Genomic DNA, 13,993 nt, shown 5'->3' on the forward strand with positions numbered 1-13,993 from the left:
GCCCGTGCCCGCTCCCTCTGAGCCGGCGCCTGAAGCTCCGGCGCCATTCCAGCCCGAGCCCCCGGCAGCGCCTCCCGTTGACAATTCGCCGCAGGTGGAACCGGCCTCTTCGCCGGATACGGCTGCGACCCAGCAGGTTCCAGCGTGGCAGCAGGGGGCCTCGGATGTTCAGCCACAGCCTGTTCCGTGGTCGGCGCAGCAGCCGGATGCAACGATGCCGGGAGTTTCCGTCGGTGAGACGCAGGTTGCACCGGGGCCAGCTCCCGCTTCGGGCGCCATGCCCGGTCCCGTGCCGGGGCCAGCGGATGCTCAGGCCGGCGCTCCTGCGGCAGAAGCTGCCCCCGCGCCCGATCTGTTCAACGATCAGCCGAAGAAGAAGCGCTCTACGGGTAAGACGGTGGGGATCGTGGCTGCTGTGCTCGCCGTTGTCGCGGTACTCTGCGTGGCGGGGTACTTCGTCTACACGACGTTCTTCTCAACGAGCCCGGAAAAAATCATCGCCGCGGATCTCGAGGAACATCTGAGCTTCTATGAGGATCCCGAGGCAGGCGAGGGCGATCGCCTGCTTTCCGAGGCCGATAGCGTCCTTTCCGGTCTTGGCGCTTATTGCTATCCGGATGACGAGGCATATACCTCGTGGCTCGACGAAACGTCCTTCGAGGTCGGCGACATTACCATCGCCGAAGATGGCGAGACCGCGACGGCAACCGCGACCATCACCCACATGCCGCTCATCTCGTATGTCGAGGAGTACATGGGCGAGACCGACGACGCCGGCGAAGAGCAGGAGTCTGAGCTCTCGGTGACCTATCAGCGCAGTGGCTCGGAGTGGTCGGTCGATAGCATCGATCTCCAGCAGGCCGTCTTCGACGCGTACCTTCCCACCGACGAGGAGCTCATCCTCTCGGATGTGTACTGGTACTTCGGTGACGTTGACTCCGTCAACGACGAGTTCATCTTGGGCCTCGAGGCGGGCGCGGGCAGCGATCTCGACCAGCTGGGCATCACTGCCGAGGAGTTCGCAGAGGCGTTCCTTGATGGCTTCAACTACGAGGTCGGTGACGTTACGGTGGACGGCGACGTTGCCACGGTGGATGTGACCATCACGTCGAAGTCGATGGACGAGATTAGCACCGAGTTCCAGAATAGGTTTACCGAGTGGGCGAGCACGGTTGACCCGTCGACCATCACCAGCGAGGACGACCTCTACAAGCAGGGCGGCCAGATCTTCCTTGAGGTGACGCGTGAGGCTGAGGCTGCAGACCACCAGGTCGAGCTCACGTTTACGCAGGATAGCTCTGGTGTTTGGTGGATGGACACGGCGTCCGAGGACGACCTGATGGGTACCATGGGCGTGTAGCCTGAAGGCGGCGCTGGCGAGGTGCCGATGTGCGACGAAGCGCTTGTACACGGCAACGCGACGATGCGCGATATCGTGCCTATGCATGGCAACGCGCTGACGCACGATAGTATGCCGACATAAAACACGATAGGGGCCGGGACAATTCCCGGCCCCTTGCCGTATTGCGACCGAAGCATTCCGCTTTGGCTCGGTTTCGGGCCGCCCTCTCAGGTAGGGAGCGCGAGCGAATCCGCAGGTGGAAGCCCCGGTTGGTTTCCATTTATTCGGCGTGATTGCGCGGAATCGAGTCAAAGCCGAAAAGCCTGCTTTGCCTTCGCGAGGAGATGGCGGCGGGTGTTTCTCTCGGGAAGCGCCGATTATTGGGCACCGGAGGCATCCGGCCCGTCGGGATTTCAACTTTTGGGCACTTGAGGGCGGAGGGCCCGAGTAGTCGCGCCGTGGTCGGGAGGCCGCCGGCCGCCTGAGCTGCGCCTCCCCCTTTCCCTCTCTTGCCTCTGCCCGACCGCCGCACGAGGAAGTGCCCAAAAGTTGAAACCTCGATCGGACGGTTGGCTCTGATGCCAAATAATCAGCTTTTCCCTAGTGAACGCAGGCACCGCGAACGATGTTCACGATGTCTTCGGGCTGTTCGGCAATGAAATCGGCTCCCTCGGCTTCAAGCTCGGCGCGTCCGCGAAAGCCCCAGGTTACCCCCGCAACGGCGAGCCCCGCATTACGCCCGGTCTGAACATCGACGTTGCTGTCGCCCACATAGAGCACGTTGGAGGGCTTTACGCCAAGCTGAGCCAGAACATGCAAGGTGACGGGTGCCGCGGGTTTGGGAGGAAACACTGCGGTGCAACCTTGAACGAGGGAGAACCGGTCTCCGAAGTATCGCTGCACGAGCGGCGCCGCGGCGGCATGGTCTTTATTGGTGAGCACGGCGAGCGTGACGCCTTCCTCACGCAAGGCATCGAGCATGGTGGAGATGCCGGGGTAGGGAGCGGTGTGGTCTTCCTTGTGCTTGTCATAGTACGAGCGGAATTCGGCGAACGCCTGGCTGAACATGCGCTCATCTCCTGCATATTCTGCCGGCATGAAGCGTTCGACCAGCTTGAGCATGCCGTTGCCAACCTTATAGCGGTAGGAGTCGATGGAGAACGTAGGCCACCCATGCTGCTCGCATACGTGGTTGCATGCGCGGGCGAGGTCTTCGATGGTGTTGAGGATCGTTCCGTCTAGGTCGAAGATGACATGGGAAAAGGCCATGGTGCTCCCCAGGTTGCGCGAATAAGCCGCGACCATCCTACCACGGGGCAATGGGCGCGTTGCGCAGTTTCATTCACGGGCAAGATCCGGACACTTTGCGCGCTGCCGGGCAAGATCCGGACACTTTGCGCGCTGCCGGGCAAGATCCGGACACGCCGCTCGTTCTCCGGGCGATATCTGGACGCCACTGGGCTTTTCGGGCGACATATCGCCATCGGAGGGCCCCTGAGCGTACGAAAGCCGCCCGACAATGCCACGAGTGTCCGAAAGTTGCCCGGCAGCACAGGCGGAACGCCGCGAGCGTGCGAATCTCGCCCGGCAACGCCGGCGACACCCACGCATTTCCAGAAACCGCCCGAAAACGCGGATGGCATGCTAGGCAAGTGTCCAAAAGCCGCCCGCCACTGTGGCGCAGGGGCCGGCGTCAGATTCTCGCCCGCTGCGACCACGACAGCCCTGGCTCCAGCCGTTAGCAGATGCGCGGCAGTTGTTCTCCTACGAGCATGTCGAGAATCCGCGTTGATCCCCAGGGGGTACGAACGCGCACACACGGGCCGCTCTCTCCGGCATCGCGCACGCGGCCGATGATGGCGGCATCGGCGCCATAGCGGTTCGCCCGCATGGCTTCGAGCGCCGCAGTAGCCTCGTCAGCGGGTACGACGGCAACGATTTTGCCTTCGTTTGCCACCTGCAGCGGGTCGTATCCAAGCATCTCACACGCTGCCTGAACTTCGGGCTTAACCGGAATGGCCTCTTCGTCTACCTCGATCTCGACATTGCTTGCGGCGGCGAACTCGTTAAGCGTGCTCGCAAGACCCCCTCGCGTGGGGTCGCGGAAGCAGCGCACATGGGGCGAGGCATCGAGCACTGCGGCAATGAGGTGATTAAGCGGCGCTGCGTCGCTTTCCATGGTGGTAGAGAAGGCGAGGCCCTCGCGCTGGCTCATCACGGCGATGCCGTGGTCGCCAAGCGTGCCAGAGACAAGAACGACATCGCCCGGCTGGCACGCAGCGCCAGAAAGCGAACTGCCCTCGGGAACCTCGCCCACGCCCGCCGTGTTGATGTAGACGCCGTCTGCGCTTCCATGATTCACGACCTTGGTGTCGCCGGTGATGATTGCCACGCCCGCCTCGCGTGCGGTCTCGGCCATGCTTTGGCAAATGCGGCGCAAGTCGTCGAGAGGAAATCCCTCTTCCAGGATGAATCCACAGGAGAGATAGCGCACCCGCGCGCCCGAGGTGGCAACATCGTTTACCGTGCCGCACACCGCGAGCCGGCCGATATCGCCGCCGGGGAAGAAATGCGGTGTCACCACGAAGGTGTCGGTCGAGAGCGCGATGCGCCCCGTGCCGGGCAGCGCGGCTACGCCGGCGTCGTTGCCCGCGTGAAGCTCGGGCGCCTCGAATGCGTCGAGGAAGACCTCATCGATGAGGCGCTTCATCATCTGCCCGCCGGATCCGTGTCCGAGCTGTACGGTGGAGTCCGAAATCATGATGCCTTCTTTCGATGGCCAGGGTGCTTGGTCGTTCTCGAGATGAGTGTAGCCGAACGCGGCTTGCCAGTGGTTCGCCAGTGGTTCGCCAACACCCGGTGTTGACGATTCAAACGGTTTGCAGAAGTCCGGTGCTGGCGAACCGCCTGGACGCTATGCACCGCGCCTCGCTAGCGATACCGGAAGTACGCCGCGCAGCTGCCTTCGCTCGAAACCATGCAGGGCCCAACGGGATGTTCCGGCGTGCAGGCGCGCCCGAAGAGCGGGCACTGGGTGGGCGCGATGACGCCACGGAGCACGTCGCCGCAGCGGCACCCATGCGGTTCCCGGGTGGGTTCGACCTCGACGGCGAACCTGCGCCGCGCATCGTAGCGCGCATAATCCTCGCGAATGCGCAGGCCTGAATGTGCAATTTCTCCCATGCCCCGCCATGTTGCGCTGCACGGTTCGAAAACCTTCTCCGCGATGCTTCGCGCCACGGGGTTTCCTGCGTCGCGCACGCTTCGGGGGTAGGCGTTTTCCACGGCGGGCGTGCCGGAAATGATCATCTCGACGAGGCGATCGATGCCGGTGAGGATATCGACTGGCTCGAACCCCGTCACCACGCCGGGAATGTTGAACTCGCGTGCTATGAATTGGAACGGCGCAAGCCCCGTGATGGTGCAGACATGGCCCGGCAATATGAAGCCGTCGATGGTGGTTTCGGGATCGTTTGCGATGGCGCGAAGCGCGGGCGGCGTGGTTTTGTGCACGCAGAACACGGAAAAGTTCTCAATCCCGCGGGACGCTGCCTCGAGGACGCAGGCAGCGATGGCGGGAGTCGTGGTTTCGAAGCCCACGCCCATGAAGACGACGTTGCGATCGGGCAGCTCGGTTGCGAGTTCGAGCGCGTCGAGAGGGGAGTAGACAATGCGAACGTCGCGCCCAGCGGATTTCTCTGCGGCGAGCGACGAGGTGCTGCCGGGCACGCGCATCATGTCGCCGAAGGTGGCCACCGTGATTCCCTCGGTGCGGGCGAGCGCGATGGCATGGTCGATATCGCGGTTCGCGGTCACGCAGACGGGGCAGCCGGGGCCAGAAAGCAACCGCAGGCCCTCGGGCATAATCGAACGAAATCCGTAGCGCCCGATGCTCACGGTATGCGTGCCGCATACTTCCATGAGGTTGATACGGCGGTTGCCTACAAGCCGGTGTATGCGGTCGATGAGTTCACGCGCGAGCTTGGGATCGCGGAAGGACGAAAGGTCCATGTCGTGCTGAGCGCTGTTCGCGGCGGCAGTGGTTGCGGCAGCGGTGGAGTGCTGGTGCGCCGTGGTGTCGATGGGAGCGCCGACGCTCTGCACGTTCGTGTGGTCATGCCCCATCATGCGGATGCCTCGGCGCCGGCGAGGTCTTCTTCGGTGAGCTCATCAAGCTCGCGCACGAGCTCGATGGTGCGGCGGGCCTCTTCGGCGTCGATAACCTCGATAGCGAAGCCGGCGTGTACGAGTACATAGTCGCCAACCTGGGCCTGCGGCGTGAGCGAGATGGAGATGCGGCGCTGCACGCCGAGCATGTCAATGGTGGCGTTGGTTCCCTCGATGGCTACGATGGATCCCGGAATGGCAAGGCACATAGACTGCCCCTTTGGTCGAGATAGTGGGTGGGAGCTCGTTCGGGTAGATGGTACCGCCGCGTTCGCCCGCGGGCAAATGCGGGGCTGGTTTGATGCGGCGAGGCCGTGGGAGTTTCTTGCGTGAGGCCCAACACGGGGCCCGCGATGGACCGAGCTCAGTGTTTGAGGCTTTGAGTGAAACGCAGGCACCGGGTGTCTGCGTTTCATTCGCCGCACATCGTTACAGCAACTCGAGCGTGCGCTCGCAGTTCTCGATGATGGGCGGCTCAAGGCGCTCGCGCAGTTCGTCCATGCCGGGGATGGCCGCATACTCGTCAAAAACCTCGGCGAGGCTGATGGGTATCTCCTGGGCGAGGTCCATCATGAGGGCCCGGCAACTGGCAACTCCGAGGCCGAACTGCTCGAACGGTCCTGACTGCGCATAGCGCTCTAGCGCGCCGGATCCCACGCGTCCGAAGCGATTCTCCCCGCCAATCGCCATGGCGAGCCGCCCGTGCCGTCGCAGCCGGTCATAGGCAAAGCCTGAGGCCACGTCGTACATGCGGGCAAGCGCGACGTTATGCTCTGTCCCAAGTAGTAGCGAATAGTTCTTCGCGTGAGCGTCGGTGCCCCCGATAAGATAATTAAAGAACAACATCAACGTGAACAACAGCATGTTAAGACGCGCGGCCGGGGTAGTTCCCAAAAGGGTGAGAACGTCGCGAGCAGCGGGCCCGCCGTCTGCGGTGTATTTCTGGAACGGCATGACCCCAAGTGCCTGGCAAAGATCTTCTTGATGTGCGCGCAGAATCGTCCCGTCTTCTCCGATGGTGCGGTCGTAGCGTTCGATGATGAGCGCCGGTTCGTCTTCGAAGAGCCGGTAGTCGACATGTGCCGTGGGCACACCCGCTCGTTCGGCGGCCTTCATACAGACGAATTCGTTCAGCGCTTGTAGCTTAAAGCCCACGACACCGTTTTTGATGATGTGCGTTGTGGGGGCCGAGCCGATGCAGGAGCACCATGCGCCATCGCGCAGTCCCAGGGCGAATTTCCCTTGATTGCCACCGAGCGACCAGCTTTCCTCCTCGCCGACCCATGTCGCCTCGTCATCCAAGCGTATCGCTTTGAGGCGCAACGCAATTTCATGGTCGGCCAGCGGACGGTATTCGCCTATGCGGGCGAGTACGTCATCAACGCGCTCCTCTCGGCAGAATTGCACGCCGCCTTGGCAATCAAGGCCGATGCAGTCGAGCATGGTGACGGGATTGTTGGGACTGATGCCAAAGTCGCGGGCAATGGCCTTGCGCTGCTGCTCGCCATCGGGGAGAAGGCCAAACAGGAAGGGCAGCAATGCTTGTTGGTGGTATGTGCGGTTGCAGATGGGCAACGCAAGCGAGAGCGGTGCGCCGTGGTAACCCTCGTCATATTTGAAATGGACGAGGCCCTGTGCATCCTGCCAGAGCGTCCCAGCGGGGGTCCCGCAGATGATGGTGCGCAGAGAGAGTTCTGCCATGATACCTCCTACGTGGTACGGCGGAATTACCTTGCTGTGACTCCGCTGTTGTCGTGGAAGATGTTGGCGATTAGCCTGTCATATGCACTCTGAAAATCAGATAGCCTGAGCTCTGGGGAGCTTTCGGTCCGTTTGGTGCGGGTTGTTGCACGCGCGCCGCGCCGGTGACGTTGCGCGGTGGTGCGGGTTGCTGGTGCGGTGCCGGTGCTATCAGGGGCAGCAGAGCTCCCGTTGTGCTCCCACGGGCGCTCTTCCCTGATATGCTCTCCGATGGTGAAGAGCTCAAGCCCGAGCGCGTCGTAGACGGCGAGCAGCTTGTCGAGGCGGATGCCGGGGGCGTCGCCGAGCTCGAGAGATGCGAGCAGGCGTTCGGAGACACCGGCGGCCTTTGCGAGCTGTTTGCGCGTGAGACCCTGCGCCTCGCGTTCGCGACGTGCGTACAGCCCCACCTGCCGGGGAATTCTGATCGGCTTGATGATGCGGCCGTCCTCGGTCCTGTGCTCTGTAGTGTGGTTCGCCATGCTCGTTCGCCTCCAGAGACGTAAAACGTTGTGCATTCAGTATATCTGCAAAAGTTTGCATATAGTAGAAACTGCAAAAGTCTGCATATTGTGGTGGGTCTGCAGACCTCGAACTTTTAGTTGCTCCTCGTACGGTGCCCCTATAGCTTCCGCTCTATACTTATCAAGGGCCAAGCGAAAGGAGGAGCGTGTCGAGAGAACGCCAGCGACGCATTATCGCTTGCCTGCAAGGATATGCCGATTGGGTGCATGGACCCGAGCTCGCTGCCGCACTCGGTGTGAGCAGGCGAACACTCCAAAATGAGATCAAGGCAATCAATCAGGCATCATTCGCCGAGACAGAGATGGCGTGTATCGAGTCGAATCGACGTTTGAGATATCGTATCGTTGTACCTGATCGAGCCGGGTCGTCTCAAGAGATTCGTAATTCATCGGAGCGCCATGCGGAGGCGCCGGAGTACCTTCTTGAGCGTCAAATAATCGTTATGTTGCTGTTCGAGCGTGAGTACGTGAGTATCGAACACATTGCCCAACGGCTCTATGTTTCTCGTTCGACCGTCATGTCCCATTTCGCCCGGGTGAAACGGATTGTTCCGCGAACGCCTGGAGCTCAGTTGGAATCGCTCGCCGGTAAAGGAGTGCGCATCACCGCTTCAGAACGGGGAAAGCGAAGCATGCTCACTAAATGTGGAAGCTTGGACGACGGGCACCTCTTTTTGGGTGTACAGCTGGCTTTGACCCAGTTGGTAGATATTGATCGATTGCGCCATCTTGTTGCCGATCGGTTTATTGGCTATGCCGTCATGGCAACAAGCGGTTCCTTCGAGTCGTTCGTGCAATACCTGGCGTTTACCATTGTGCGTAGCAAATGCGGATTTGCGCTCGACGGGAATGCGCGCGACGCGGCGGATTGCGAGGACGATAAGGAACGCATGCGTTGCAGGAGCGTTGAGGTCGTGCCCGTGGTGTCCGATATCTCAAATGTCATCCAAGCACATTTTGGATATCAATTTACTTCGGCAGAGCTGCATGAAATCGGGCTTTTGCTGAATGAGCTGAATTTGGTCCACAGCGAGATGCCGAGTGAAGGCACAGCAGAGCGCGTACTCGATGATTTCGAGCGCCGGGTTGAGTCGACGATTGGAGTTCGCTTGCAGATGGGGCTGCGGCTTCGTTCTGCGGTATCTGAACACATTGTTCGCCTCAGTCAGCGGCTCTCTTCTGGTCGTGTAAGTGTCGGTAGTGACACAAGGCGGCTTTTTGGAACATATCCTTTAGCGGTGCACATGCTTAAAACGTGCCTTGAGCCTGCTCTTGGCATGCGCGTTCCAGAGGCAGAATTGAGCTATATGGTCCTCTATCTTGTCGCAGCCATTGAGAATCTGAAAGACCGATTGCAGGTTCTTCTAGTGAGCGACAAGAGCGCTTCGTCCATTTTTGAACTTGAGCGGAGACTAGGGCTGTATGCTGACGAGATGCATGGTGTTGTTCGCACGATTCCGAGTTATATGTACCTGTCGAATGCCGAAGTGTATGAAGCTTGGGCTCATCTGATGATTACGTCAGATTCTCAGCTTGCAGTAATGGACCATCGTTTCACGTTGCTCGAGGAGAAAAGCCGTAGCCAACTGGAGATGATTCGACGCGAAATGCTCTCGTGCCGCGTTCAGATGGACGCTTCTTCGCTACGTGCCATGGAAGGAAGGTACCCTGTCGTCGATCTTGATGAACAGCTTGCTCGGCGCGCAATAGAAACATTGCTTCAGGCTGGGAGCGACGAGAGCACCTCTTCGGGGAACCATCCTTCGGGGCACTATGTTGCCCGTTCCGCAGAAACGATTGGGCCGGCAACGCTTTGCATCATCGAGACCGAGCTGAATGAAGAGAGCTGGATTGGGGCATGCAGGCCACTGGAGCCTATTGCATACTTGGGAAAGCGCATCGAGAAGGTGGTAATTGCCCATTATGGTGGAGAGACGGGCCCAGTTCCGTTCTTCGAGTACCTTAGCAGTATTTTGCCGAGTGAATAGCCAGACACGCAATTTCCAAGCCTGGTGCACGCCAACGTTCCCGCGTCCTAGCACGCGCGCGCTCGTGCGGCGGGATGCACCCCTCCCCGAATTACGTGCTAGTGCAACAGCGTGCGCTACTACTGGCGCAAATGCGAAATCTTCACAAATTGCTGCTAGCCCGTACGATTAATGCATGGGTCCCATGAGTTTCGTACGTGAAGAGAGCAGGAGAAGACATGTCAAAGGACTATGCTGTTCTGGCACGATGCGTTGTTGAAGGCGTTGGCGGGCCTGACAACATTTCTAAGGTGTTCCACTGCGCAACGCGCCTGCGTTTCCAGCTGGTTGATACGAGCTCGATCGATGTTGATGCGTTGGGGAGCATTTCGGGTGTTATGGGTGCCGTCAAGAGCGTTGGTGGCGTGCAAGTAATCGTAGGAAACGATGTCGCTCAGGCATTCAAAGCAATGGTTGATCTTTATCCAAATATCGAAAGTGCAGCCGAGAGCGATGACGATGCCAAGGGGCATGAGGTATCAGACGAGAAGGCAAACATCTTTTCTCGCATGCTCAACGTGCTTTCCTCCATTGTTGGTCCAACGATTCCGCTTATTATGACAAGCGGTCTCATTTCTGCGTTGCTGGTGATCTTGAGTCGATGGGGCGGCTTGCCGGCGGATGGCTCGACTTACACGATTCTGAATATGGTCGGGAACGCTGCGCTGTACTTCCTACCCGTGTTCTTGGCGTATACATCGGCAAAGCGCTTTGGCTGCGATGTGATGGTGAGTGTGTTTCTAGGCGCTCTGCTCGTCAGCCCAACGCTTGCCGACCTTGCTACAAGCGGAGAGTTTTCATCGCTGTTTGGTCTACCGGTTATGACGGGCGGGTATACCTCGACGCTCATCCCCGCCATTCTTACTGTGTGGGTGTATAGCTATGTTGAGAAGCTCGTTGCGCGGATTGTTCCAGATGCCGTAAAGTTCGTATTTCGACCCTTTGCAAGCATTGTGATTATGGTCCCCGTCGCGCTATGTGTCACCGCGCCACTGGGAGGATATGCAGGCGATTTGCTTTGTGCTGCCATGGAGGCAATCAACAGCGCGGCTCCGTGGGCGAGTGTGCTCGTTGTTGGCTGCCTAGCGCCGCTTATGGTGCTGACGGGCATGCACTTGGCAATAATTCCGCTGGTCATGGCCATGTTCGAGACGGTTGGATTCGATAGCTTCCTGTTTCCTGCGTTTATCGGAATGAACTTTTCCCAGTTTGGCGTCGCGTTGGCGTGCTTCGTCAAAACAAAGAATCCCAATCTCAAGACACTTTCGATGTCTTGTGCGGTTACCGCCTTTCTTGCAGGCGTGACGGAGCCCACGCTCTACGGCATCTGCGTGCGCATGAAGCGCCCGTTGTATGCGACGTGGATCGCCTGCATCGTCAATGCGATTTTCTGCGCTGTTTTCAGCGTGCACGTGTACAGCTTCGGTGCCCCTTCGTTCTTCACCATGCCGATCTTCTTGAATCCGGATGGCACGATGACAAACTTCTACTTTGCCATCGCCGCGGCGGCGCTGACTATCGTTGTAAGCTTTGTAGCCACCTTGGTGCTGGGCTTTGACGATAGCTGCTATGGTGAGAAGTCCGAGGATAAGGCAACGGTCTAATTCATACGCATGGTGTGCTGCGGCGGCTTGGCTGCCGCAGCACCAAAAAGGATGGTGAACGATGGAATCGACTCCCATCAACGAGGTTCGCCGAATCGACGACGATCTCTATGTCATCACGGAAACCGAGAGCGTCCACTGCTATGTTCTCGTGGGTCGTGAGCGAGCTCTGGTGTTCGATATCGGGTATGGGTACGAAGACATTCGTCCGCTTGTTCACCAGATTACGTCCTTACCGCTGATGCTCGTTGTGAGCCACGGCGACCCCGATCACGCACTCGGTTGCGGATGGTTCGATGAGGTCTGGGTGCATCCGCTCGATTGGGGAAAGGTGCTTGCAAACGATACCTACGACTTGAGAAAGCGTGCTATTGACTATCGTTTGCATAAAATGCCGCAGCTCAAGGGGGTAATAGACGAGACAGCGTTTCTTTCGCGCCGAATAGTGGGGACGCGGCCTCATTTCCTTTACGCGGGCGATATCATCGAACTCGGCGGCGTGACACTCGAGGTAATCCATACGCCAGGCCACAGCTACGGACACATCATGCTGCTCGATGCTAAACACGGACGGCTCTTCTCGGGTGATCAAGTGACCGTTCACAATGTTTGGTATTTCAACTCATCGGATGAGCAGGCACCGTTCGCTCAGGCGGTGCAAAGCCTCAGGAGTTTGCTGGCGCGTAGGCAAGAGTATTCGAGCATCTACACCGCACATGACATATTTCCTGTTGGACATGAGGTTATTGAAGACCAGTTGTATTGCTTCGAGCATGAGCTTGCCGAAACCTATATGGATGACGTCCCGTTTGTCTCGTTCATTGGTAGCGGTTACCAACATCGGTATCGCGCATGCGAGCTCATTTATTCCGACGATCGTCTCGCAGAATGGCTGGGGCATTCGATTGAACGCTTGGGAGCCGGGGCGTAATCGTTGCATCATCGCGTGGGAGCGGAGAAGAATGGAGGGATTCCGTGGGGTTTCCTAAAGGGTTCTTGTGGGGCGGGGCGACAGCTGCAGCCCAGTTTGAAGGCGGTTGGCGTTCTGGAGGGAAGGGCGAAAGCCTGCAAGACCATGTGACTGGATGCGCTCCGGGCGGAAAGCGTCTTTTCAATGCGGTTATTCATCCCGATACGTATTATCCAAGTCACGATGCCGTTGACCATGCGAGTCATATAGAAGAGGACCTTGCCCTCTTAGCGGAAATGGGTTGCACGTGCTACCGGATGAGCATCTCATGGTCGCGCATCTTTCCCCACGGGGACGATGATTATCCAAATGAAGAAGGTCTTCGCTTCTATGACCACATCTTTCAGACTTGCGAGCGGTATAAGATGGAGCCGGTCGTAACGATCAACCATTTTGATATGCCATGGGAGCTTGTGCGGCGGTATGGCGGTTTTCTTAATCGGGAAGTCATCGACCTGTATTTGAGATATGCCCGGGTGCTTTTTGAACGCTATCGTGGTCGTGTTCGGAAGTGGCTTCCGTTCAACGAGATCAATTTCGGCGTTCTTCCGATGGGCGCCTTTAAGGCGGAGGGCCTTGTTCCCCCCGCGTTGCGTGAGGTTGATCAATGGACCCCCGTTGACGAGCTGGGGATACCGCTTCGTGACCGCATCCAGGCGCTGCACCATCAACTGGTTGCTAGTGCTTTGACCGTGCAGATTGCTCACGATATAGACCCCCTGAATCAAGTTGGGTGCATGATCGGCTATATAACCAAGTACCCGCTCACCTGCAGCCCAGAAGATATGCTCGCTTGCCAGCACGACGATCGCTTCATGAATCGCCTTTGTAGCGATGTGCTGGTCAAGGGCGCTTATCCTGCATTTGCGTTGGCGTGGTTTGAGCGTGAGGGAATAGCGCCTGTTGAGAAATTCGGTGACGATGAGGTGCTGCGCGAGAACGCTGTTGATTTTTACGCGTTCAGCTATTACATGTCCAATTGCGCGACAGCAAAGGCCGAAGTTGAGCGTGTTGATGGAAATCTCCTAGGAGGAGCTCGCAATCCCTATTTATCCGCTTCGGAATGGGGATGGCAGGTTGATCCAGATGGTTTGCGTTACACAATAAACGAGCTGCAGGATCGATACAGCATACCGATGATGGTTGTTGAAAACGGCCTAGGGGCACCAGACGTCGTTGAAGATGGCGGTTCCATTCATGATGCGTATCGAATCGATTATTTGCGGTCTCACATCAAGGCGATGCGTGATGCTGTAGACGATGGCGCGAACGTGATTGGATATACAGCATGGTCTCCCATCGATTCGGTGAGCTCGAGTACCGGGCAGATGAGTAAGCGGTATGGGATGGTTTATGTTGACCGCGACGATGGGGGGAGCGGCAGCGGCAAGCGCAGCAAGAAAGACTCATTTGCTTGGTATCAAAAGGTGATTGCCTCGAATGGGGATGATCTGGGCTGAGAAGCCGCTGAGGGCCGACTCCGCTCGAAGCTTATGAGGCCTGTGGCGGGCCCGACTCAGTGTTCGAGGCTCGAGTCGGAAGGTTTTTCAGGAACTAACGAGTAGACCGGCTTTTTTGAAAGTGCCAACTGGGGTTTTGTTGACTCCCTGAGTTGGTAT

The 13,993-nt window shown here is 58.5% G+C and carries 11 protein-coding genes; 5 read left to right on the forward strand and 6 right to left on the reverse strand.

From position 1 onward, the window contains the following. On the forward strand, window positions 1-1,360 hold a 1,360-nt coding region (locus AC1VS5_RS02025; protein ID WP_481217533.1), incomplete at its 5' end, for a DUF5105 domain-containing protein. 582 nt (window positions 1,361-1,942) lie between these two features. Here the strand turns inward: AC1VS5_RS02025 and AC1VS5_RS02030 are convergent. The 6 genes from AC1VS5_RS02030 to AC1VS5_RS02055 form a co-directional block, all read right to left on the reverse strand. Continuing rightward, window positions 1,943-2,611, reverse strand: a complete 669-nt coding sequence (locus AC1VS5_RS02030; RefSeq protein ID WP_276766086.1) for an HAD family hydrolase — start codon at window positions 2,609-2,611, stop codon at window positions 1,943-1,945. A 469-nt stretch (window positions 2,612-3,080) separates the two neighbouring features. Then, a complete protein-coding gene (gene hypE / locus AC1VS5_RS02035) occupies window positions 3,081-4,103 on the reverse strand; it encodes a hydrogenase expression/formation protein HypE (protein WP_481217534.1) in 1,023 nt (340 codons plus the stop codon). 170 nt (window positions 4,104-4,273) lie between these two features. Then, window positions 4,274-5,470 (reverse strand): hydrogenase formation protein HypD, encoded by a 1,197-nt coding sequence (gene hypD, locus AC1VS5_RS02040; protein ID WP_481217535.1) that lies wholly within the window; start codon window positions 5,468-5,470, stop codon window positions 4,274-4,276. Next, window positions 5,467-5,718, reverse strand: a complete 252-nt coding sequence (locus tag AC1VS5_RS02045; RefSeq protein ID WP_019128787.1) for a HypC/HybG/HupF family hydrogenase formation chaperone — start codon at window positions 5,716-5,718, stop codon at window positions 5,467-5,469. The genes hypD and AC1VS5_RS02045 overlap by 4 nt, the downstream gene beginning before the upstream one ends. A 220-nt stretch (window positions 5,719-5,938) precedes the next feature. Continuing rightward, on the reverse strand, window positions 5,939-7,210 hold the full coding sequence (locus AC1VS5_RS02050; RefSeq protein ID WP_481217536.1) for a HipA domain-containing protein: 1,272 nt from the start codon (window positions 7,208-7,210) through the stop codon (window positions 5,939-5,941). Window positions 7,211-7,236: 26 nt separating this feature from the next. Next, complete coding sequence (locus AC1VS5_RS02055; protein ID WP_481217537.1) at window positions 7,237-7,731, reverse strand: helix-turn-helix domain-containing protein; 495 nt, start codon at window positions 7,729-7,731, stop codon at window positions 7,237-7,239. Window positions 7,732-7,919: 188 nt separating this feature from the next. Here AC1VS5_RS02055 and AC1VS5_RS02060 point away from each other — a divergent pair, with 188 nt between their 5' ends. The 4 genes from AC1VS5_RS02060 to AC1VS5_RS02075 all read left to right on the forward strand — a co-directional run bounded on the left by AC1VS5_RS02060 (window position 7,920) and on the right by AC1VS5_RS02075 (window position 13,834). Next, window positions 7,920-9,761 (forward strand): BglG family transcription antiterminator, encoded by a 1,842-nt coding sequence (locus AC1VS5_RS02060; protein WP_481217538.1) that lies wholly within the window; start codon window positions 7,920-7,922, stop codon window positions 9,759-9,761. A gap of 218 nt (window positions 9,762-9,979) precedes the next feature. Further along, window positions 9,980-11,404, forward strand: coding sequence for a PTS transporter subunit EIIC (locus AC1VS5_RS02065; RefSeq protein WP_481217539.1), 1,425 nt, complete (start codon window positions 9,980-9,982; stop codon window positions 11,402-11,404). Between the two features lie 61 nt (window positions 11,405-11,465). Next, window positions 11,466-12,335, forward strand: a complete 870-nt coding sequence (locus AC1VS5_RS02070; protein ID WP_481217540.1) for an MBL fold metallo-hydrolase — start codon at window positions 11,466-11,468, stop codon at window positions 12,333-12,335. 44 nt (window positions 12,336-12,379) lie between these two features. Beyond that, window positions 12,380-13,834 carry a glycoside hydrolase family 1 protein gene (locus AC1VS5_RS02075; RefSeq protein WP_481217541.1) on the forward strand — a complete coding sequence of 485 codons (1,455 nt, stop codon included), beginning with the start codon at window positions 12,380-12,382 and terminating at the stop codon, window positions 13,832-13,834. Window positions 13,835-13,993 lie beyond the last annotated feature (159 nt).

The organism is Enorma sp., from assembly GCF_982429025.1.